This window comes from Pseudolabrys sp. (genome assembly GCF_035943735.1).
Taxonomy (GTDB): domain Bacteria; phylum Pseudomonadota; class Alphaproteobacteria; order Rhizobiales; family Xanthobacteraceae; genus Pseudolabrys.
Genome location: NZ_DASZBV010000021.1, coordinates 142,671 through 162,004, shown reverse-complemented (window position 1 = coordinate 162,004; position 19,334 = coordinate 142,671). Strand labels below are relative to the sequence as shown.

The following is a 19,334-nucleotide window of genomic DNA, read 5'->3' as shown; positions in this document are numbered from 1 at the left end:
ACTCGCCGGCCGGTAGCCTTGGAAGGATCATCATGCAGAAGACCATCCTTGCGATTGCTGCCGCCGCGACGATCGCGGCGGGAACCTTGACCGCACCGGCCCCGGCCGAAGCGCGCTGCCATGGCTGCGGCGTTGCCGCCGGCGTCATCGGCGGTCTAGCCGCCGGCGCCATCATCGGCGGCGCCATTGCCAACAGCCAGCCGCGCTACTACGGGCCGTCGCCCGGCTACGTCGTCTACGAGGGCTACGGTGCGCCCTACCCGGCCGGTTGCCCGGGCGGCTACTGGGCGCGGCGTCCGCTGCACGACCGTTGGGGCAATTTCGTCGGTTGGAGCCGTCCGCGATTCATCTGCCCTTAAGCATCTCGTAAGGGCTTGACCGCATCATCGCGGCTCAACACGGGCCGTGAGGGACATCTTATGAAGCACACCATGATCGCACTCGCCGCGGCCGCACTGCTGGCCGCGGCCGCTCCCAACACTGCGCAGGCCGATTGCCACGGCTGCGGCGTCGCTGCCGGCGTGGTCGGCGGTCTCGCCGCCGGCGCCATCATCGGCGGCGCCATCGCCAACAGTCAGCCGCGCTACTACGAGCCGGCACCGGTCTACGAAGCGCCGCCGCCGGGACCGGGCTATTACGCGGTCGAACCGGCCGACGTCGGCCCGGTCTGCCACACGGTGCGCCGCCGCATCTTCGTCGAGGGCGTCGGCTATCGGTGGAGCCGCGAGGAAGTCTGCGAGTAAGCGGACGCAGCACTGAATTGCAAAACGCCCGGCGATGAGCCGGGCGCTTTTGTTTTTGCCTCTTAGAACGACGGTTCACTTCTGCATATGCTCAAGCACGGCGCCGGTCGGCCAGCAATCCACCTTCAGCCCGTTCTTCTTCTGGTAGGCGCCGAGCGCGGCGCGGGTAAGCATGCCGGCCTTGCCGTCGATCTTGTCGTGGTAGAGGCCGAGCGCGGTGAGGCGCTGCTGCATGCTCTCGACCTGCCGCGTCTTCAACTGCGCGTTCTTGCTCCATGACGTGGCGAACGGCCCGGCGCCGCCGATGGCGTCGCTCAGATGGCCGACGAACAGCACGTAGAGATCCGAGTAATTGTAGTCCTTGAGCACGAAGTAGTTCTTCGTCGCCAGGAAGGCCGGGCCGTAGGCGCCCTCCGGCTGCAGCAGCGATGCGCGGGTGGCGAGATCTTTCGCGCCGGGACGCCGCGCACCGATGGGCGCAAAGCCGCGCTTCTCCCATTCGCCGACGGTCGTGGTGACTTCGGGCACGCCGATGCTGCAGTCGGCGCTGGCCGGCGCTTTCACCTCGTAAGCCCAGTGCACGCCGGTGACCCAGCCCTTCGACGCGAGCTGTTTGGCCGCGGAGGCGAGCGCGTCCGGCACCGAATGCCAGATGTCGGCGCGGCCGTCGCGATCGAAGTCGACGGCATATTTGTAAAATTCAGACGGCAGGAACTGCGTCAGCCCCATCGCCCCGCCCCAGGACGAGCGCAAGTCGGCCCGCGGCACGCCGTCCTGCAGCATCTTCAAGGCATGCAGGAACTCGTTGCGGAAGAAGTCCTTGCGCTTGCCGGTATAGGCCTGCGTCGCCAGCACCTGCAACGCGTCGTGCGGCAATTTGTAACTGCCGTAGTCGGTCTCACGCGCCCAGATCGCCAGCACGACGTTGCCGGGCACGCCGAATTCGCGGCTGATGCGCGCCAGTGTGTCGTGGTACTGCGCGGCGAGTTGCTTGCCGCGCGCGGCGAGACGCTGGAAGGTCGCCTCGCGCAGGTATTGCGCCGGCGTCTGTACGAATTCCGGCTGCTGCGGCGCCTTCTCCGGCCGGCCCGGAATGGCGAGATCGGGCAGCGACAGATCGGGATGCAAGCCGACGATCGCTTTGTCGAAGGTCGCGCGCGAGACGCCGAGCTTCTCAGCCGCCGGCCATTGTTCGGTCAGCCAGCGGTCGAAAGCGGCATCGGCGCGCGCCGCGACGCACGTCGCCAGCAGCAGAAGCGGGACAAGCGCGAAGAAAAATCTTCTCTTGGTCATGCCGCGCCTTGTGCCGTGGCTCTGTGGTCGAATCGCGACCAGCCTAAAGAGTCAAACGGGCGGCGCAACAGCGGGCCCCGCCCCGCCCGGCCCATTGTCGCAGCCGTGCCCGCAGGGTAAATGTCACGTCCCGATCAGGGGCGAAAACACGCGTTTTCTGGACGGCACGGCGGCGCGCAAACCGCCGGCCAATGGGAGGATCAGCATGAAACGTTGGCTTAATGCGGCCGTGGCCGCAACGGCGGTAGCCTGCCTGACGCTCGGGGCGACGGCCGCCTCGGCGCAAGGCAACAACGTTCGCATCATCGTTCCGTTCGCGCCGGCGGGCTCGTCCGACGTGCTCGCGCGCCTGCTGCAAGGACCGCTGCAGCAGGAGCTGAAGCAGACCGTCATCATCGAGAACCACGCCGGCGCCGGCAGCAACATCGGCACCGTCGACGCCGCCCGCGCCAAGCCGGACGGATCGACCTTCCTGATCAGCAGCAGCGCCTTCGTCGTCAATCCGGGGCTCTACAAGAACGTGCCCTACAAGTACGACACCGACTTCGAGCCGATCGCGCTGCTGCCGGTCGCGCCGAACGTCTTCGCCGTCAACTCCGCCAAGAGCGGCATCAAGTCGCTCGCCGACGTGATCAAGACCGCCAAGGCCAATCCTCAGAAGCTGAACTATTCGAGCCCCGGCAACGGCACGACGCCGCAGCTGACCATGGAGTTGTTCAAGCTCAAGCTCGGCATCAACCTCACGAACATCCCCTACAATGGCGGCGGACCGGCGACGCAGGCACTGATTGGCGGCAATGTGGACGTGCTCTCGACCGCTTTGCCGGGCGCGCAGTCGCACATCAAGGGCGGCACGATGCAGGGCATCGCTCTGACGACGGAGCAGCGCTGGCCGACCCTGCCGAACGTGCCAACCTTCAAGGAACTCGGCTATCCGGAGATGAGCCTCAACACCGAGCACTTCATGCTGGCACCGCACGGCACGTCGCAGGCGGTCATCGACAAGATGGCGAAGGCGCTGGCGGCGGTGCTGGCGCGCGAGGACGTCAAGAAGCGCCTCGTCGAGCTCGGCTATCTGCACGTCATCTCGGGTCCCGCCGAGGCGAAGGCGCGCATCGCCAAGGACGTCGCCTTCTACAAGGACCTGATCAAGAACGCGAAGATCCCGCAGGTCCAGTAGGCAGGGGACAGGCTCCAACGGAAACGGCCCGCCATCGGCGGGCCGTTTCTGTATTTGGTCAATTGCGATCGGCTGTCAGCGCGTGAACTTCTTGTACTTCAGCCGGTGCGGGATGACCGAGTCGGTGCCCAGCCGCCGCATCTTGTCGGCCTCGTAGTCCTGGAAGTTGCCCTCGAACCACTCGACATGGCTATCGCCCTCGAAGGCGAGGATGTGGGTGGCGATGCGGTCGAGGAACCAGCGGTCATGGCTGATGATCACGGCGCAGCCGGCGAAGTCCTCAAGCGCCTCTTCCAACGCGCGCAACGTGTCGACGTCGAGGTCGTTGGTCGGCTCGTCGAGCAGCAGGAGGTTGGCGCCGGATTTCAGCATCTTGGCGAGATGCACGCGGTTGCGCTCGCCGCCCGACAGAGTGCCGACCTTCTTCTGCTGATCGGCGCCTTTGAAGTTGAACAGCGACACGTAAGCGCGCGAGTTCACTTCCCTTTTGCCGACCAACATGATGTCATTGCCACCGGAAATCTCTTCCCAGATGGTCTTCTTGCCGTCGAGCGTGTCGCGCGACTGGTCGACATAGCCAAGATGCACGGACTCGCCAACCTTGATGGTCCCGCTGTCGGGCTTTTCCTGGCCGGTGATCATGCGAAACAAGGTGGTCTTGCCGGCGCCGTTCGGACCGATGATTCCGACGATGCCACCCGGCGGCAGGCGGAAGGACAGATCGTCGATCAGGAGCTTGTCGCCGAATCCTTTGGTGAGATGATCGAAATCGACGACGTTGTTGCCGAGGCGCTCGACCACGGGAATGGTGATTTGCGCGACATTGTTGACTTTGGCGTTGGCGACCTTGAGCAGTTCCTCGTAGCGCTCGTAACGCGCCTTCGACTTGGCTTGCCGCGCCTTGGGCGATGACTGCACCCATTCCTGCTCGCGCTCGAGCGTGCGGCGGCGCGCCTCGTCCTCGCGACCCTCCTGCTCCATGCGCTTCTGCTTCTGCACCAGCCAGGACGAATAGTTGCCCTGGTAGGGAATGCCGCGGCCGTGGTCGAGCTCGAGGATCCAACTGGTGACGTTGTCGAGGAAGTAGCGGTCGTGGGTGACGATCAGGATAGCGCCCGGATAGTTGCGCAAATGGCCTTCGAGCCAGTTCACGCTCTCGGCGTCGAGATGGTTGGTCGGCTCGTCGAGCAGCAGGAGCTCCGGCTCCTCCAGCAGCAGGCGGCAAAGCGCCACGCGGCGCTTCTCGCCACCGGAGAGCTTGGCGACCTCGGCGTCGTCGGCCGGGCAGATAAGCGCGTCCATCGCCTGGGTGACCTTGGAATCGAGGTCCCACAGGTTCTGGCTGTCGATGATGTCCTGGAGCCTCGCCATTTCGTCGGCGGTCTCGTCGGAATAGTTCATGGCGATTTCGTTGTAGCGGTCGAGCAGCGCGCGCTTGGCCGCGACGCCGACCTCGACATTGCCGCGCACAGACTTGGTCGGATCGAGCTGCGGCTCCTGCTCGAGGTAGCCGACGCGGGCGCCCTCGGCGACCCAGCCCTCGCCGGTATAGTCGGTGTCGATCCCGGCCATGATCTTGAGCAGGGTCGACTTGCCGGAGCCGTTCACGCCGAGCACGCCGATCTTGGCGTCCGGGTAGAAGGACAGGTGGATGTTATCCAGCACCTTCTTGGACGGCGGGTAGGTCTTGGTCAGACCCTCCATGTGATAAATGAATTGGCGGCCGTTCATGGCGGTGCTGGAACCCCGGTTTTTTGCCCTGAATCCGCGGCTACGCGAGGCTCGCGCCGTCCGTTGGATACCTTGTCGGGAAGAGTGCGGCTGATGTAGCGAGCGCCCCCGCAAAGAGCAAGCCGAAGGAACCCTGCGGCCTCCCGCGCATCAACTTTTCGGAAAGCTTGTAACGAAATTTTCGAAGGAAAAGGCTTTTGCCACCTGACTTTAACCGTTGACGCGCCATTATTGCCGGTCATGAACCCCTCCGTCGCCTCAAGCGACACAAGGGGTGCGGGCGAATGAACGCCCGCAAATTCAGGTGGGAATTGGTGTCATGACTCGGGCCCTCTCGGTCCTTTCCGGTTCGGCGGCGTACCGTCCGTTCGCCAGCTTCGGCCACATGTTCGTCTCGCTCTGGCGTGAGATCACCCGCGACGCGGTCCGTCCCTACCGGCCGGAACTGCACTACATGCGCGGGCCGGGGCCGGCCTGGCGCGCCAAGCACGGCGACACGCTGCCGCACTGAGACGCCCCCCTTTCCTTTCCGACCCGCGGCCCTAATGTGACGCCGCCCGGACCTCTCCGGGCACCTCCCTAAGGCCGGCTTCCAAGGAAAGGGCAGAGCCATGATCCGGGCTGCGATCCTCGACGACTACCAGAATGTGGCGATGACCTTTGCCGACTGGTCGCCGATCGCCAAGGATGTCGAGATCAAGGTCTTCACCGAGCCCTTCAAGAGCCGCGACGAGGCGATCAAGGCCCTGCAGGGCTTCGCCGTGATCGTCGGCATGCGCGAGCGCACGCCCTTCCCGCGGGCGGTGATCGAGGCGCTGCCCGACCTCAAGCTGCTCATCACCACGGGCGCAAAAAACAACTCTTTTGACCTGAAGGCCGCCACCGAGCGCGATGTGACCGTCTGTGGCACCGGCGGCTTCGGCTCGCCGACCACCGGCATTGCTTTCGGCCTGATGCTCGAGCTCACCCGCCGCATCGGCTTCGAGAATGCGCGGCTGAAGGCCGGCGCGCCTTGGCAGGTCACCATCGGTCAGGACCTCGAAGGTCTCACCCTCGGTGTCCTCGGCCTCGGCAAACTCGGCCAACGCGTTGCCGCCGTCGGCAAGGCCTTCGGCATGAAGACGATCGCCTGGAGCCAGAACCTGACACCGGAGAAGGCGCAAGCCGGCGGCGCGACATACGTCAGCAAGGAGGAGTTGTTCTCCACCGCCGACATCATCACCATCCATCTCGTGCTCAGCGACCGCTCGCGCGGCCTTGTTGGCGCCAAAGACCTAAATCACATGAAAAAAACGGCGTATCTGATCAACACGGCGCGCGGACCGATCGTCGACGAAAAGGCGCTCGTCGCCGCGCTACAGGGCAAGCAGATCGCCGGCGCCGGCCTCGACGTGTTCGACGTCGAGCCGCTGCCGCTCGATCATCCGTATCGGAAAATGGACAATGTCGTGATCACGCCGCATCTCGGCTATGTGAGCACACAGAATTATGCCCGCTATTTTCCAGACATCGTGGCGGACATCCGCGGCTGGCTGGACGGCAAGCCGGTGCGTGTGATCAGCTGAGCGCACGCGTTCGGTACGACCGCCCTACTTCCGCTGTCGTCGCACGCCGTCATTGACGGCGCGCACGCGTACGTCTTGATTTCCGACAAGCGAACAAACCCCACAACGCGCGCTTTATTCCCGCCGGCGTGGGCGCGCAGACGCATGTCGTAAAGCACGCAGTGTCGCGCATGCCGCAGCGCGCAAGTTAAGCGCAATTGGCGCAATTAGGCTTAAAGAGCCATATCGCTGTGGGTGGTGCAGTCCGTACCGCTCGCCCGCCACAAAGGGCTCTAGAGATGGCGCCTTGGTAACGCGTGACGGAAAGGAGCCGATCGATGCACAATCCGATGAGCGAAGACGCCATACTGGCTGCGAGCTTCGGTCGCCGCAAAGTGGTGCCGCGCGCCTGCGTCGTCGACGGCAAGCTGCATATTCGCGACTTCCTGCGCGAAGCGCTGGAAGAGATCGGCTTCATCGCCCATGCCTGCGAGGATGAGCGTGGCCTGTCGCAGACGGTGGTCGAACAGCAATCCGATCTGGTCGTGCTCGGCCTGTCCGGCGGCGGCATCGCCGCCAATGCGCAGCTCGATTTGCTGCACGAGATGGGCTTCCAGGGCCAGGTGCTGGTGTTCGGCCCGCCGGCTTCGCCGATGGTCACGGCCATCCACGGCATCGGCCGCGAGCTCGGCCTCGCCATGCTGCCGCTGTTACCGACACCGTTCAGTGACCGCGATCTCTACGAGCGCGTCGCCGGGCTGCTGCCGAAGGACACCATCGCCAGCCCCACGGTCGACGTCGGGCAGGCGCTGCACGGCGGCTGGCTCGAACTCTGGTACCAGTCGAAGGTCGACACGCGCTCGCTCAGCGTCGTCGGCGCCGAAGCGCTCATCCGCATGCGGCATCCAACCTGGGGCGTGTTCCTACCCGAGCGCTTCCTTCCCGATGAGGGCGATCCGCATTTCGGCGCGCTGTCGGATTTCGTGCTGGAGCGCGTGGCGCGCGACTGGCGCGCCTTCGTCACCGAGCACGGCAATGTCGAACTCGCCATCAATCTGCCGCTGACCTTCTTCGAGCGCGGCGACGCCATCGACACGCTGGCGCATCAGCTGCCGCGGCATCCGGCGTTCGAGGGGCTGATCGTTGAATTCGACGCCGCCGATCTGGTGCGCAACCCGGCGCTCGCCACCCGCGTCGCTCGGCAGCTGCAATTGCACAACGTCGCGGTCGCGATCGACGACCTCGGCGAGGAATGGCCGCTGCTCATGGAGTTCGACGACCTCCCCTTCGCCGAATTGAAGGTGGACCGCACCTACATCAACGGCTGCGCCGACGACCGGCTGAAGCAGGCCACCTGCCGTAGTATCGTCGAGCTCGCCGACCGCTTCGGCGCACGCACGGTCGCCGAGGGCGTCGAGACGCGCGCCGATTTCGTCATGGCGCGCGAGCTCGAGTTCGACATCATCCAGGGCTTCTTCTTCGCCAAGCCGATGGAGCCACACAAATTCGCGCGGCGCGTGCTCGGCAAGCCGGTGACCCTGCCGGAGTAGCTCCTTCCCTCTCCCCGCAATGCGGGGAGAGGTGAAGGAAGTCACATGCCCAGCAGCTTCGCTGCGTTGTTGAAGGCGATGTCGGCGCGCAGGTCCTCGGGGACCGCCACGTCATCGAGGAAATGGCCGGCTTCCTCGGCGTTCTCAAACGGATAGTCGGCGGCGAACATCACTCTGTCGCGGCCGAGCGCGTCGACGGCGCACATCAACGGCTCGCGCGCGTAGACGCCGGACACCGTCACCACGATGTTGTCCTTGATGTACTGCGACGGCGCCTTGGCGAGCTTGACGTTATAGAGCTTGGCGCGGCTGTCGAAGCGCCAGAGCAGGTAAGGCAGCGTCTCGCCCATGTGGCCCAGCGCCACCTTCGCCTTGGGGTAACGGTCGAACAGACCGGCGAAGACGAGCCGCAGCGCATGCGAGCCGGTCTCGAATCCCCATTCCCACGTCGCGCGGCGCAGCGCCGGCACGCCGTCGAGCACCGGCGCCGGCACCAGCGGGTCGGTCGGGTGGATGTAGACCAGCGCGCCGAGCGCCTCGGCTGCCTCCCAGAACGGCGCCAGCGAGGTGTGATCGAGGTAGAGGCCGTTGGTGTGGCCGTTGATCATCGCGCCCTTGAAGCCGAGTTCGCGCACGCAGCGCTCGAGCTCCCGCGCGGCGGCGCGCGCGTCCTGCACCGCGACGTGGGCGAAGCCGGCATACCGGTCAGGATGGCGGGCGATATGCTCCGCCAGGAAGTCGTTCGCCTCGCGCGCCTTGCGCGTGGCTACGCCCGCGTCGCGCTCGGCCTGCACGCCCGGGCCTGAAACCGACAGCACGGCTTTGGCGATACCGGCTTTGTCCATGCTGTCGAGCCGCAGCGCGTCGAAATCGGTCAACTGCTTGTATAGCTGCTCGACGAAAGCCGGGGGGACCTCGGTCATCGTCGGCCGCCAGTAATCGACGAGGCCGGGGGTGAGCACATGCTCTTCGAGCGCGATCTTCTGAACCATGCGTTTCCTCGCGGTTTCTTCGGCGCCCGCGCGGGCGCCATTTTTTGGGCTTCCACTTGTATCGTATTTTGGGCTAACGTGTCCCACGATGCAAGGCGGCGCTAGACCGCCGGGTACCACAACCGGGCAGGAAGCGTCGGATGAATCGTGTCGCCATCAACGACAAGAGTCAGGTGCAGGTCATCGCGCGCGCCGCGACGATCCTGCGCGCCCTCGAAGAAGAGAACACGGGGCTCAGCCTCGGCCAGATCGCCCAGCGCGTGAACCTCGCGCGCTCGACCGTGCAGCGCATCGTCGCCGCGCTGGAGAGCGAGAAGCTGGTCATCGCCGCAACGCCGAACGGACGCGTCCGCCTCGGCCCCACCATCCTGCGGCTCGCCGCCTCCGTACGCAGCGACTTCATCGCCCTGGCGCGGCCGCATCTTGAAAAGCTGTCGGGCGATTTGCAGGAGACCGTCGATCTGTCGACGGTGAAGAAGGACCATCTCGTCTTCATCGACCAGGTGATCGGCTCGCATCGCCTGCGCACGGTGTCGGCGGTCGGCGAGACCTTCCCGCTCTACTGCACCGCCAACGGCAAAGCCTATCTCGCGCAACTGACCGACGCCGCCGTCGAGGCGTTGATCGGCAAGGCTTATCCGGCGCGCACGGCCAACACCATCACGCGTCTCGACGCGCTGATCGCGCAGCTCAAGGCGGTGCGCGCGACCGGCGTCGCCTTCGATCGCGAGGAGCATTCGGCCGGCGTCTGCGCCGCGGGCGTCGCGCTGCACGATCCACTCGGCAACGCCGTCGCGATCTCGGTGCCGGTGCCGACGCAGCGTTTCGTCGGCCGTGAGAAGGAAATCGCCGAGAAGCTGCTCGTCACCAAGCGAGCGCTGGAAGCCGACATGACTGCCGCCGCCGGCTGACGCCGTGCGGTTCATTTGACGCTCTGACACACCAGCAAAGGAGGGACGCCGTGGCCAAGAAAATTCGCGGTGTGACGTTCGAAGAAAACCTCGACAACAGCATGGGGCTGCAGTTTTACAATCTGTCCCATCGCTTCGGTTACCAGTCGCCGAACTGGCCCTATTTCGAAGACGTGAAGATCGAGCGCATCCACTACATGGCGAAGTCGGGCGTGCTGTCGCAGCGCATCACCACGTCGATGCACAATACGACGCATATCGACGCGCCGGCGCACGTCGTGCAGGGCACGCCGTTCATCGACGAGGTGCCGCTGCCGCATTTCTTCGGCTCCGGCATCGTCATCTCGATTCCGAAGAAGAAGTGGGAGCCGATCACCTATGACGACCTGGAGAAGGCGGCCGGCAAGATCGTGCGCCCGCGCGACGTCGTCATCGTCAACACCGGCTGGCACAAGCTCTACGAGGATTCGGAAGACTATTTCTGCCGCTCGCCGGGCTTCGTGAAGTCCGCGGGCGAGTGGTTCGTCGAGAAGAAGGTGAAGGTGGTCGGCCACGACACCCAGGCCAACGACCATCCCCTCGCCACCGCCATCGGCCCGCAGCGCAACGGCCCGCTGCACCCTCACCTGCAGAAGGAATACTTCGAGTGGTCGGGCGGCCGTGACTGGAAGGACGATTTCCCGGAATGGGAGCCGGTGCACCGCATCCTGTTCACCAACGGCATCCTCGGCATCGAGAACGTCGGCGGCGACATCGACAAGGTGACCGGTAAGCGCTGCACCTTCGCCTTCTTCCCGTGGAACTGGGACCGCGGCGACGGCTGCATCATTCGCCTCGTGGCGATGATCGATCCTGACGGCAAGTATCGCATCGAGCGCGGGGAGAAATTCTGATGATCGTCCGCAAGCTCAACGAAGCGAAGGCATACGAGGCGCCCAACCACCGCAAGTACGAGTCGCTGCGCATCTTCGGCGCCGAAATGGGCGGCTCACAGACGCTCGTGTTTGGCATCTCGCATTTCCAGCCTGGCGGCGGCGCCGGGCCGGACGCCTCGCCTCCGGAGAAAATCTATCACATCCTCGACGGCGAGCTCACCGTGATCGTCGGCGGCAAGGAAGAAGTCGCGCGCAAGGGCGACACCGTCTTCATCGCGCCGAACGAGAACCGCGAGATCGTCAACCGAGGCTCGGGCGTTTGCACGCTGCTCGTCGCGGTGGCGGCGCCGAAGTGACGGGTGCTCCCTCTCCCCGCCTGCGGGGAGAGGGTCGGGGTGAGGGGGCGTTTCAAAACGCCTGAGCCAAACGGCAAGGCCCCCTCACCCGGCCGCCATCGCTGCCGCGATGACGGCCGACCTCTCCCCGCGCGCGGGGAGAGGTGAAGAAAGCAAAGGGAGAAGCATTCATGTCCGACGCCTTTCTCAAAAATCCGCTGTCGCTCTTCGATATCCGCGGCAAGACCGCGATCGTGACCGGCGCGTCCGGCGCCTTCGGCGCGCTGGCGGCGAAGACGCTCGCCGGCGCCGGCGCCAACGTCGTGCTGGCAGCGAGCAAGCAGGCCGATCTCGACAAGGTCGGCGGCGACTGCAAGGCGCTTGGCGCCAAGATCGCGACGGTCGCGATGCGGCCGTCCTCGGAAGCAAACTGCGACAAGATTGTGCAGGCCGCGGTCGACGCCTTCGGCGGCGTGGATATTCTTGTGGTCGCCGGCGGCCTCAACAAGGTGGCCAAGATCGTCGACCAGAAGGTCGAGGACTTCCTTGAGGTCATGGATGCCAACGTCAACCAGTCTTGGCTAATGGCGCGTGCCGCCGGCAAGCAGATGCTCAGCCAAGGCCGCGGCGGCAAGGTGATCCTCACCTCCTCGGCGCGCGGCCTGCTCGGCCATCCGGCCGGCTACACCGCCTATTGCGCCTCGAAGTCCGCGGTCGACGGCATCACCAAGGCGCTCGGCTGCGAATGGGGCGAGACCGGCATCACCGTCAACGCGCTCGGCCCGACCGTCTTCCGTTCGCCGCTCACGGCGTGGATGTACGAGGACTCAGAGCGCGCGCAGACGGTGCGCAAGGGCTTCCTCGCGCGCGTACCGAAGGGTCGCCTTGGCGAGCCGGAAGATCTCGCCGGCCCCCTCCTCTTCCTCGCCTCGAAGGCGTCGGATTTCTACACCGGCCACATCCTCTACGCCGACGGCGGCTACACCGCAGGGTAAACCATGGCGAAGGCACGCATCGCCGTCATCGGCGCCGGGCTGATGGGCCACGGCATCGCACAGGTGTTCGCGCTCGCCGGGCACGACGTCACAATCTACGACGCCGCGCAGGCCAGTCTCGACACCGTCAAGGCCCGCATTACCGCCAGCCTCAAGGACCTTGGCGACGACCTGCGCGCGGTCGAGCGCGTGACGCCGGTTGCCGATCTCGGCGCGGCCGTGCGCGATGCCGATTACGTTGTCGAGGCCGTGCTCGAAGACTTAGCCCTGAAGCAAAAGCTGTTCGCCGAGATCGAGCGGCACGTGCGCCCGGACGCGATCCTCGCCAGCAACACCTCCGTCATTCCGATCACCGACATCATGCAGGGCTTGCAGCGGCGCGAGCGCGCACTCGGCACACACTGGTGGAATCCGCCGTTCCTGGTGCCGCTGGTCGAGGTGATCGAGACGCGGTGGACCAAGCCCGAGGCGGTCGCCTTCACCATGAAGCTGCACGCCGACGCCGGCAAGAAGCCGGCACACGTGAAGAAGGACGTGCCCGGCTTCATCGGCAATCGTCTGCAACATGCCCTGTGGCGCGAGGCGGTGTCGCTGGTCGAGAACGGCATCTGCGATGCGGAAACCGTCGACACGGTGATCAAGGCGGCGTTCGGCCGCCGGCTCGCCGTGCTCGGGCCGCTGGAGAATGCCGACATGGTCGGCACCGATCTCACTTTGGCGATCCACAAGACCGTACTGCCGGCGATCGACTCGAGGCCCGGGCCCTCGCCCTATCTGGAAAAGCTGGTCGCCGACGGCAAGCTCGGCTTCAAGTCCGGCGAAGGCTTCCGCACATGGACGCCGGAGCAGCAGCAGGCGTTGCGGGCGAAAGTTGTGGCACACTTGAAAGAGGCCGGCAGGAAAGACTGACGCGCGGCCCGACCGCCAACGCAGATCAATGAAAACAGGCCGGAGCACGCCGGTCACGACAACAGACGCAAGGGAGGTTGCAAATGGACTCGAAACGCATTTCGCGTCGCACTTTGGTCAAGGCCGGCCTCGGCGCCGTGGCGGCGCCAGCGGTACTGCGGGTGTTGCCGGCGGAAGCGCAATCGGCGGTCATCAAGATCGGCCACGTCAGCCCGAAGACAGGACCGCTCGCCGGCTTCGGCGAGGCCGACGCCTTTATCCTCGACCAGGTGCGCAAAATCCTGGGGAAGGGGCTCGTTAATAACGGCAAGACCTACAAGGTCGACATTATCAGCAAGGACAGCCAATCGAGCGCCAGCCGCGCCTCCGACGTCGCCGCCGACCTGATCCTCGGCGACAAGGTCAACCTCATCGTCGCCTCCGCCGCGCCGGACACGACCAACCCGGTCGCCGACCAGGCCGAAGTCAACGAAGTCCCTTGCATCACCACCAACTGCCCGTGGCAGCCTTACTTCTTCGGCCGCAAGGGCGACCCGAAGAAGGGCTTCACCTGGACCTACCATTTCTTCTGGGGCCTCGAGGACGTCATCGGCTCTTACCTGGCGATGTGGGACGAGGTGCCGACCAACAAGGTGGTCGGCGGCCTGTTCCCGAACGATGCCGACGGCAACGCCTGGGGCGATCCGCAGCATGGCTTGCCGCCGGCGCTCGCCAAGGCCGGCTACAAATTGCACGATCCAGGCCGATACCAGGTGATGAACAACGACTTCACCTCGCAAATTTCGGCCTTCAAGGCGGCCGGCTGCGAGATGGTCGTAGGCAACATGATCCCGCCCGACTTCGCCACCTTCTGGTCGCAGGCGGCGCAGCAGGGCTTCAAGCCGAAGATCGTCAGCATCGGCAAGGCGCTGCTGTTCCCGTCGGTCGTGGAGTCGCTCGGCGCCCGCGGCGACGGTCTCTCCAGCGAGGTCTGGTGGACCCCGACCTTCCCGTACAAGTCCGGCCTCACCGGCCAGAGCGCCAAGGAATTGACCGACGCTTACACCAAGGCGACCAACCGGCCATGGACGCAGCCGATCGGCTATCAGCATGCTTTGTTCGAGGTGGCGATCGACGTCATGAAGCGCGCCAAGAACCCGAGCGACCCGAAGGCGGTGCTCGAGGCGATCGTGGCGACCAATTACAAGTCCATGGTCGGCCCGGTGCACTGGAGCGGTCAGCCGGTGAAGAACGTCAGCAAGACGCCGCTCGTCGCCGGCCAGTGGCAGCGGAAGAACGGCAAGTTCGACCTGGTGATCGCCGAGAACAAGACCGCGCCGGACATCCCGGTCGGCGGCAAGCTGAAGCCGCTGTCGTAGTCTTCACCTCTCCCCGCTTGCGGGGAGAGGTCGACCCGCCGGAGCGTTCGCGCAGGCGGGTCGGGTGAGGGGCTCTCTCGGTCAGGCTCAGGCGAGCGGACACGCCCCCTCACCCCAACCCTCTCCCCGCACGCGAGGAGAGGGAGTGCGCCGCGCCCGTGGAAATCCCATGCCCCTCCTCGCGCTCGAGAAAATCTCCAAACGCTTCGGCGCCGTCGTCGTCGCCGACGGCGTCAATCTCGCGCTCGGCGAAGGCGAGGCGCTCGGCATCATCGGCCCGAACGGCGCCGGCAAGACCACGCTGTTCGGCATCGCCACCGGCACGGTGCGGCCGGACGGCGGCCGCGTGCTGTTCGACGGCGAGGACATCACCGCGCTGCCGCCGGAGCGGCGCTGCCGCAAGGGGCTGGCGCGCTCGTTCCAGATTCCGCAGCCCTTCGCCGGCATGACCGTGTTCGAGAACGTCGTGGTCGCTGCCGCCTTTGGCGCCGGCGAGCGCGAGGCGGCGGTCTACGATCGCTGCGCCGATCTCTTGGCGCGCTGCGGGCTCGCCGCCAAGGCCAACCTGCGCGCCGGCGGGCTGACTTTGCTCGACCGCAAGCGGCTGGAGCTCGCGCGCGCGCTCGCCACCAAGCCGCGCGTGCTGCTGCTCGACGAGGTCGCCGGCGGCCTGACCGAGCACGAATGCACGGCGCTGGTCGCGCTGATCAAGGACGTGCGCGCCTCCGGCGTATCGATCGTCTGGATCGAGCACGTGGTGCATGCGCTTCTCGCCGTCGTCGACCGGCTGGTGGTGCTGCACGGCGGCCGCTTCATCGCCGAAGGCGAGCCGCACACGGTTATCAAGAGCCCGCAGGTGGCGGAGATCTACATGGGGATCGCCGCCGATGCGTGACATCGTGTCGAGCCGGGCCGCAAACTCCCTCCCTCCCCCCGCAAAGCGGTGGATCGGGGTGGGGGGTCTTCCAAAACGCGCCGACAGTGCCATGCCGCGAAGCCATGCCCCCCGCCCCCGACCCCTCCCCACCACTCGCTATCGCTCGTGGAGGGAGGGGCGCGAAACGCCGCGCGCATGGGGAGCAGGCCGCCATGCCTGATCCCCTGCTCCGCGTCGAGCGCGTCGATGCCTTCTATGGCGACTTCCAGGCGCTGTTCGGCGTCTCGCTCGCCGTCGGCGCCGGCCAGGTGGTGGCGGTGATCGGCGCCAACGGCGCCGGCAAATCGACGCTGCTGAAATGCATCGCCGGATTGATGCATCCGCGCGCAGGCGCCATCGCCTTCGACGGCGGCGACATCACGACGACTCCCGCCTTCAACGTCGTCAAGCGCGGCATCGCGCTGGTGCCGGAAGGCCGCCGGCTGTTTCCTTCGCTCACCGTCGAGGAGAATTTGCTGATCGGCGGCGAGTCACGGCGGTTGGGGCCGTGGACACTCGCGCGCGTCTACGCGCTGTTTCCGGCACTGGCGGAGCGGCGGCACGTGGCCGCGACGGCGCTCTCTGGCGGGCAGCAGCAGATGGCGGCGATCGGCCGCGCGCTGATGGCCAATCCGAAGCTCTTGCTCTGCGACGAGATTAGCCTCGGGCTCGCGCCGATCGTCGTGCGCGACATCTATGCGCGCCTGCCCGAGATCGTGGGCGAGGGCCTCTCGGTGATCATCGTCGAGCAGGACATCGTGCAGGCGCTACGCGCCGCCGACCACGTGTATTGTCTGCAGGAAGGTCGCGTCGCGCTCGACAGCGCCGCGGCCGGACTGACGCGCGAGACCATCGCGGCGGCGTATTTCGGGGTGTGACGGGATGCTCTGGCTCAACGTCATCCTGCAGGGCGTGCTCATCGGCGGCCTCTACGCTATGTTCGCCGCCGGGCTATCGCTGATCTTCGGCGTCATGCGGCTCGTGAACATCGCGCACGGCGACCTGATCGTGCTCGCGGCCTATGTGGCGCTGATGGCGACCAGCGCGCTCGGCATCACCCCGCTCGTCTCGCTCCTCGTCGTCGTGCCGGTGATGGCGCTGATCGGTTACGCATTGCAACGCGGATTGCTCAACCGCACGCTCGGCGACGACCTGCTGCCGCCGCTGCTCGTCACCTTCGGCCTGTCGATCATCATCCAGAACGGGCTCCTGGAATTCTTCACCGCCGACAGCCGCAAGCTGCAGGCCGGCGCCATCGAGGTGGCGACGCTACAGGTGACGAACGGATTGTGGATCGGGCTGCTGCCGCTCCTGCAGTTCGTCATCGCCGTGGCGGTGATTGCCGGCCTGCAGCTTCTGTTCTATCGCACCGCGCTCGGCCGCGCCTTCCGCGCCACCTCCGACGACCAGGCGGTGGCGCAGCTCATGGGCCTCGACACCCGCCATGTCTTCGCGCTGGCCATGGCGATATCGCTCGCGGTCGTCGCCATCGCCGGCGTGTTCCTCGCCGTACGCGCCAATTTCGATCCGGCCATCGGCCCGGCGCGACTGATCTTCGGCTTCGAGGCGGTGATCATCGGCGGCCTCGGCAGCATGTGGGGCACGCTCGCCGGCGGCGTCATCCTCGGCGTCGCGCAGGCGATCGGCGCGCAGCTCGATCCCGGCTGGCAGCTGCTCGCCGGGCACGTCGCCTTCCTCGCCATCCTCGCCTTCTGCCCGCAAGGCCTGTTCCCCAAGGTGTCGGGATGAGCATCGTCGCGCATGCCACGACATCGAGCCGCATCGGCGTGACGCTGATCGCACTGACGGCCGTCGCGCTGGCGGCGGCGCCGCTGTGGGCGAGCCAACTGACGCTGCGGCTGCTGGCGGAGATGTTCACCTTCATCGTGCTGGCGAGCCTGTGGAACCTGCTCGCCGGCTATGCCGGCCTCGTCTCGGTCGGCCAGCAGGCCTATGTCGGCCTCGGCGGCTACCTGTTGTTCGGACTGGCGATGTTCGGCGGCGTGCCGCCGGTGCTGGCGATCCTCATCGCCGGACCGGTCTCGGCGATCATCGCCATTCCCGTGGCGGCGCTGATGTTCCGCCTGCGCGGCGCCTACTTCGCCATCGGCACCTGGGTGATGGCGGAGGTCTTCCGCCTCGTCGCCTCGCAGGTCGCGCCGCTCGGCGGCGGCTCCGGCATCAGCCTGCCCGCCTCGATCATCCTTGCCATGGCGAAGACCCGCACCGCGCGTGAGTACGAGATCTACTGGCTCGCGCTGGCACTGATGGCGGTCGTGCTCGGGACAATCGTCCTGCTGCTGCGCTCGCGCCACGGCCTGGCGCTGACCGCGATCCGCGACAACGAGCTGGCGGCGCAGAGCAACGGCGTCGACGTGCGGCGGCTCAAGCTCGCCGTCTACCTACTCACCGCCTTCGGCACGGGCATGGCCGGGGCGCTGATTTTCCTGATGAAGCTGCGTATCTCGCCGGACACCGCCTTCAGTGTCAACGACTGGACCGCCTTCGTCATCTTCATCGTCGTGATCGGCGGCATCGGCCGCATCGAGGGCCCGATCATCGGCGCCATCATCTTTTTCGTCATGCGGCAGACCTTGTCCGACCTCGGCAGCGTCTACCTGTTGATCATGGGCTTCGTCGCCATCGTCGTGATGCTGGCGGCGCCGAAAGGATTGTGGGGCCTCGTCGCCGAGCGCTTCGGCTGGCAGGCGCTGCCGCTGCAACGTAGACTTGTTCTGCCGACCGAAGCCGGGGGGAAGCGATGAGCCCGATCATCGACATCTACACGCATATCTTTCCGCAGCATTTCTTCGACGAGATGCTGAAGGTTACGCCGATGACCGGCAACATCGGCGCCCGGCTGCGCAGCATCACCAAGCTGTTCGACCTCGACGCGCGCTTCCGCGACATGGACGCGATCGGCGACTACCGGCAGGTGATCTCGCTGCCGAACCCGGCGATCGAGGACATCGCCCCGCCCGACGCGGGCTTAAGGCTCGCGCGCATCGCCAATGACGACATGGCCGAGCTGTGCCGTAAATATCCGGACCGTTTCCCCGCCTTTGCAGCCGCGCTCTGCCTGACCGACGTCGAAGGCTCGGTGAAGGAAGCGCGGCGTGCGGTGAAGGACCTCGGCGCCAAGGGCGTGCTGATCTACACTAACATTGCCGGGCGGCCGCTCGACGAGCCGCAGTTCGAACCAATCTTCGCCTGCATGGCCGAGTTCGACGCACCGATCTGGCTGCATCCGGTCGGCACCGCGTCGCTGCCTGATTATCCGGCGGAGAAGAAGTCGCGTTTCGAGATGTGGTGGTGCTTCCACTGGCCCTACGAGACATCGGTGGCGATGCTGCGCATGGTGTTTGACGGCCTTTTCGACCGCCATCCCAACCTGCGCATCATCACCCACCATCTCGGCGGCATGATCCCCTATTACGACGGGCGCGTCGGCAACGGACTGAAGGTGCTCGGCGCGCGCACCACCGACGAGGACTATTCGAAAATCCTGCCGTCGCTGAAGCGCCCGCACATGGATTACCTGCACGACTTCTTCGCCGACACCGCCATGTTCGGCGGCGGCGCGCATGCGATCCGCTGCGGCCTGGAGTTCTTCGGCGCGGACAAGGTTGTGTTCGCGACCGACGCGCCGCTCGGACCGATCGGCGTCACCGTCGAGACCATCAAAAAGCTAGAGCTCGCGCCGGAGGACCAACGCAAGCTCTTTTCCGGCAATGCCGGGAAACTGCTGAAGATGAATTTTTAGGCGCCGGCGCTATTTTTCTTTTTGATATCCGCGGTGCCGGTGATGCCGGGATTGAACGACGGCGGATCGCTGGCGGGGAAGCTGTCGTCCGACGATACGACGACCGTGTCCTCGCCCTCCTTCATGTCTTCGCGGTGCTGTTCCGCCTCTTTCTCGACCGGCTTGTCCTTGACCGCCGAATGCCCGCGCTGATCGCTCATGGCCGCCTCCTGTCCGTCGCTCGCTGATTGCGAGCGCCA

General features: G+C 65.9%; 21 protein-coding genes. 17 read left to right on the top strand and 4 right to left on the bottom strand.

All coding sequences use genetic code 11. The features are described 5' to 3' along the window. Nucleotides 1-32: 32 nt before the first annotated feature. Nucleotides 33-359: a hypothetical protein gene (locus tag VGV41_RS16465; protein WP_326865008.1), complete on the top strand. Its 327-nt coding sequence runs from the start codon at nucleotides 33-35 to the stop codon at nucleotides 357-359. A gap of 60 nt (nucleotides 360-419) precedes the next feature. After that, entirely contained in the window at nucleotides 420-743 is a 324-nt protein-coding gene (locus tag VGV41_RS16460) for a hypothetical protein (RefSeq protein ID WP_326865006.1), read from the top strand. 75 nt (nucleotides 744-818) lie between these two features. On the opposite strand, the gene VGV41_RS16455 is transcribed toward VGV41_RS16460, so the two are convergent. Next, nucleotides 819-2,036 carry a lytic murein transglycosylase gene (locus VGV41_RS16455; protein ID WP_326865005.1) on the bottom strand — a complete coding sequence of 406 codons (1,218 nt, stop codon included), beginning with the start codon at nucleotides 2,034-2,036 and terminating at the stop codon, nucleotides 819-821. A 205-nt stretch (nucleotides 2,037-2,241) separates the two neighbouring features. On the opposite strand from VGV41_RS16455, the gene VGV41_RS16450 reads away from it, so the two are divergent. Further along, the gene (locus VGV41_RS16450) at nucleotides 2,242-3,216 is read left to right on the top strand and encodes a tripartite tricarboxylate transporter substrate binding protein (RefSeq protein WP_326865004.1); all 975 of its coding nucleotides are present in this window, start codon (nucleotides 2,242-2,244) and stop codon (nucleotides 3,214-3,216) included. Nucleotides 3,217-3,291: 75 nt separating this feature from the next. Here the strand turns inward: VGV41_RS16450 and ettA are convergent, their stop codons facing one another. Continuing rightward, on the bottom strand, nucleotides 3,292-4,947 hold the full coding sequence (gene ettA, locus VGV41_RS16445; RefSeq protein ID WP_326865003.1) for an energy-dependent translational throttle protein EttA: 1,656 nt from the start codon (nucleotides 4,945-4,947) through the stop codon (nucleotides 3,292-3,294). 319 nt (nucleotides 4,948-5,266) lie between these two features. Here ettA and VGV41_RS16440 point away from each other — a divergent pair, with 319 nt between their 5' ends. The 3 genes from VGV41_RS16440 (at nucleotide 5,267) to VGV41_RS16430 (ending at nucleotide 8,041) form a co-directional block, all read left to right on the top strand. Continuing rightward, a complete protein-coding gene (locus VGV41_RS16440) occupies nucleotides 5,267-5,458 on the top strand; it encodes a hypothetical protein (RefSeq protein WP_326865001.1) in 192 nt (63 codons plus the stop codon). A 100-nt stretch (nucleotides 5,459-5,558) separates the two neighbouring features. After that, a complete protein-coding gene (locus tag VGV41_RS16435) occupies nucleotides 5,559-6,512 on the top strand; it encodes a D-2-hydroxyacid dehydrogenase family protein (RefSeq protein ID WP_326865000.1) in 954 nt (317 codons plus the stop codon). A gap of 317 nt (nucleotides 6,513-6,829) precedes the next feature. Further along, nucleotides 6,830-8,041 carry an EAL domain-containing protein gene (locus VGV41_RS16430; RefSeq protein WP_326864999.1) on the top strand — a complete coding sequence of 404 codons (1,212 nt, stop codon included), beginning with the start codon at nucleotides 6,830-6,832 and terminating at the stop codon, nucleotides 8,039-8,041. A 41-nt stretch (nucleotides 8,042-8,082) separates the two neighbouring features. On the opposite strand, the gene VGV41_RS16425 is transcribed toward VGV41_RS16430, so the two are convergent. After that, nucleotides 8,083-9,033 (bottom strand): amidohydrolase family protein, encoded by a 951-nt coding sequence (locus tag VGV41_RS16425; RefSeq protein WP_326864998.1) that lies wholly within the window; start codon nucleotides 9,031-9,033, stop codon nucleotides 8,083-8,085. Between the two features lie 140 nt (nucleotides 9,034-9,173). Between VGV41_RS16425 and VGV41_RS16420 the strand changes: the two genes are divergently transcribed. From VGV41_RS16420 to VGV41_RS16370, 11 genes are all read left to right on the top strand, one after another. Further along, nucleotides 9,174-9,944 (top strand): IclR family transcriptional regulator, encoded by a 771-nt coding sequence (locus VGV41_RS16420; protein WP_326864997.1) that lies wholly within the window; start codon nucleotides 9,174-9,176, stop codon nucleotides 9,942-9,944. Between the two features lie 50 nt (nucleotides 9,945-9,994). Continuing rightward, entirely contained in the window at nucleotides 9,995-10,837 is an 843-nt protein-coding gene (locus tag VGV41_RS16415) for a cyclase family protein (RefSeq protein WP_326864996.1), read from the top strand. Next, nucleotides 10,837-11,175 carry a cupin domain-containing protein gene (locus VGV41_RS16410; protein WP_326864995.1) on the top strand — a complete coding sequence of 113 codons (339 nt, stop codon included), beginning with the start codon at nucleotides 10,837-10,839 and terminating at the stop codon, nucleotides 11,173-11,175. The genes VGV41_RS16415 and VGV41_RS16410 overlap by 1 nt, the downstream gene beginning before the upstream one ends. Nucleotides 11,176-11,345: 170 nt before the next feature. After that, nucleotides 11,346-12,149: an SDR family NAD(P)-dependent oxidoreductase gene (locus VGV41_RS16405; protein ID WP_326864993.1), complete on the top strand. Its 804-nt coding sequence runs from the start codon at nucleotides 11,346-11,348 to the stop codon at nucleotides 12,147-12,149. 3 nt (nucleotides 12,150-12,152) lie between these two features. Beyond that, a complete protein-coding gene (locus VGV41_RS16400) occupies nucleotides 12,153-13,058 on the top strand; it encodes a 3-hydroxyacyl-CoA dehydrogenase family protein (RefSeq protein WP_326864992.1) in 906 nt (301 codons plus the stop codon). A gap of 83 nt (nucleotides 13,059-13,141) precedes the next feature. Beyond that, complete coding sequence (locus VGV41_RS16395) at nucleotides 13,142-14,416, top strand: ABC transporter substrate-binding protein (RefSeq protein WP_326864991.1); 1,275 nt, start codon at nucleotides 13,142-13,144, stop codon at nucleotides 14,414-14,416. A 169-nt stretch (nucleotides 14,417-14,585) separates the two neighbouring features. Further along, the gene (locus VGV41_RS16390; protein WP_326864990.1) at nucleotides 14,586-15,311 is read left to right on the top strand and encodes an ABC transporter ATP-binding protein; all 726 of its coding nucleotides are present in this window, start codon (nucleotides 14,586-14,588) and stop codon (nucleotides 15,309-15,311) included. Nucleotides 15,312-15,505: 194 nt separating this feature from the next. Continuing rightward, complete coding sequence (locus VGV41_RS16385; RefSeq protein WP_326864989.1) at nucleotides 15,506-16,210, top strand: ABC transporter ATP-binding protein; 705 nt, start codon at nucleotides 15,506-15,508, stop codon at nucleotides 16,208-16,210. A gap of 4 nt (nucleotides 16,211-16,214) precedes the next feature. Beyond that, nucleotides 16,215-17,081 (top strand): branched-chain amino acid ABC transporter permease, encoded by an 867-nt coding sequence (locus VGV41_RS16380; protein ID WP_326864988.1) that lies wholly within the window; start codon nucleotides 16,215-16,217, stop codon nucleotides 17,079-17,081. Beyond that, a complete protein-coding gene (locus tag VGV41_RS16375) occupies nucleotides 17,078-18,097 on the top strand; it encodes a branched-chain amino acid ABC transporter permease (protein WP_326864987.1) in 1,020 nt (339 codons plus the stop codon). The genes VGV41_RS16380 and VGV41_RS16375 overlap by 4 nt, the downstream gene beginning before the upstream one ends. Continuing rightward, nucleotides 18,094-19,095, top strand: a complete 1,002-nt coding sequence (locus tag VGV41_RS16370) for an amidohydrolase family protein (protein WP_326864986.1) — start codon at nucleotides 18,094-18,096, stop codon at nucleotides 19,093-19,095. The genes VGV41_RS16375 and VGV41_RS16370 overlap by 4 nt, the downstream gene beginning before the upstream one ends. Here VGV41_RS16370 and VGV41_RS16365 read toward each other — a convergent pair. Further along, the gene (locus tag VGV41_RS16365) at nucleotides 19,092-19,295 is read right to left on the bottom strand and encodes a hypothetical protein (RefSeq protein ID WP_326864985.1); all 204 of its coding nucleotides are present in this window, start codon (nucleotides 19,293-19,295) and stop codon (nucleotides 19,092-19,094) included. The two genes, VGV41_RS16370 and VGV41_RS16365, sit on opposite strands and share 4 nt — an antisense overlap. Nucleotides 19,296-19,334: the final 39 nt, after the last annotated feature.

Bases quoted from the DNA above. Each gene is read 5' to 3' on its own strand.
- VGV41_RS16395 (WP_326864991.1), top strand. From the start codon at position 13,142: ATGGACTCGAAACGCATTTCGCGTCGCACTTTGGTCAAGGCCGGCCTC.
- VGV41_RS16440 (WP_326865001.1), top strand. From the start codon at position 5,267: ATGACTCGGGCCCTCTCGGTCCTTTCCGGTTCGGCGGCGTACCGTCCG.
- ettA (WP_326865003.1), bottom strand. From the start codon at position 4,947: ATGAACGGCCGCCAATTCATTTATCACATGGAGGGTCTGACCAAGACC.
- VGV41_RS16420 (WP_326864997.1), top strand. From the start codon at position 9,174: ATGAATCGTGTCGCCATCAACGACAAGAGTCAGGTGCAGGTCATCGCG.
- VGV41_RS16410 (WP_326864995.1), top strand. From the start codon at position 10,837: ATGATCGTCCGCAAGCTCAACGAAGCGAAGGCATACGAGGCGCCCAAC.
- VGV41_RS16450 (WP_326865004.1), top strand. From the start codon at position 2,242: ATGAAACGTTGGCTTAATGCGGCCGTGGCCGCAACGGCGGTAGCCTGC.
- VGV41_RS16425 (WP_326864998.1), bottom strand. From the start codon at position 9,033: ATGGTTCAGAAGATCGCGCTCGAAGAGCATGTGCTCACCCCCGGCCTC.
- VGV41_RS16400 (WP_326864992.1), top strand. From the start codon at position 12,153: ATGGCGAAGGCACGCATCGCCGTCATCGGCGCCGGGCTGATGGGCCAC.
- VGV41_RS16390 (WP_326864990.1), top strand. From the start codon at position 14,586: ATGCCCCTCCTCGCGCTCGAGAAAATCTCCAAACGCTTCGGCGCCGTC.
- VGV41_RS16370 (WP_326864986.1), top strand. From the start codon at position 18,094: ATGAGCCCGATCATCGACATCTACACGCATATCTTTCCGCAGCATTTC.
- VGV41_RS16365 (WP_326864985.1), bottom strand. From the start codon at position 19,295: ATGAGCGATCAGCGCGGGCATTCGGCGGTCAAGGACAAGCCGGTCGAG.
- VGV41_RS16455 (WP_326865005.1), bottom strand. From the start codon at position 2,036: ATGACCAAGAGAAGATTTTTCTTCGCGCTTGTCCCGCTTCTGCTGCTG.
- VGV41_RS16465 (WP_326865008.1), top strand. From the start codon at position 33: ATGCAGAAGACCATCCTTGCGATTGCTGCCGCCGCGACGATCGCGGCG.
- VGV41_RS16385 (WP_326864989.1), top strand. From the start codon at position 15,506: ATGCCTGATCCCCTGCTCCGCGTCGAGCGCGTCGATGCCTTCTATGGC.
- VGV41_RS16435 (WP_326865000.1), top strand. From the start codon at position 5,559: ATGATCCGGGCTGCGATCCTCGACGACTACCAGAATGTGGCGATGACC.
- VGV41_RS16405 (WP_326864993.1), top strand. From the start codon at position 11,346: ATGTCCGACGCCTTTCTCAAAAATCCGCTGTCGCTCTTCGATATCCGC.
- VGV41_RS16375 (WP_326864987.1), top strand. From the start codon at position 17,078: ATGAGCATCGTCGCGCATGCCACGACATCGAGCCGCATCGGCGTGACG.
- VGV41_RS16460 (WP_326865006.1), top strand. From the start codon at position 420: ATGAAGCACACCATGATCGCACTCGCCGCGGCCGCACTGCTGGCCGCG.
- VGV41_RS16430 (WP_326864999.1), top strand. From the start codon at position 6,830: ATGCACAATCCGATGAGCGAAGACGCCATACTGGCTGCGAGCTTCGGT.
- VGV41_RS16380 (WP_326864988.1), top strand. From the start codon at position 16,215: ATGCTCTGGCTCAACGTCATCCTGCAGGGCGTGCTCATCGGCGGCCTC.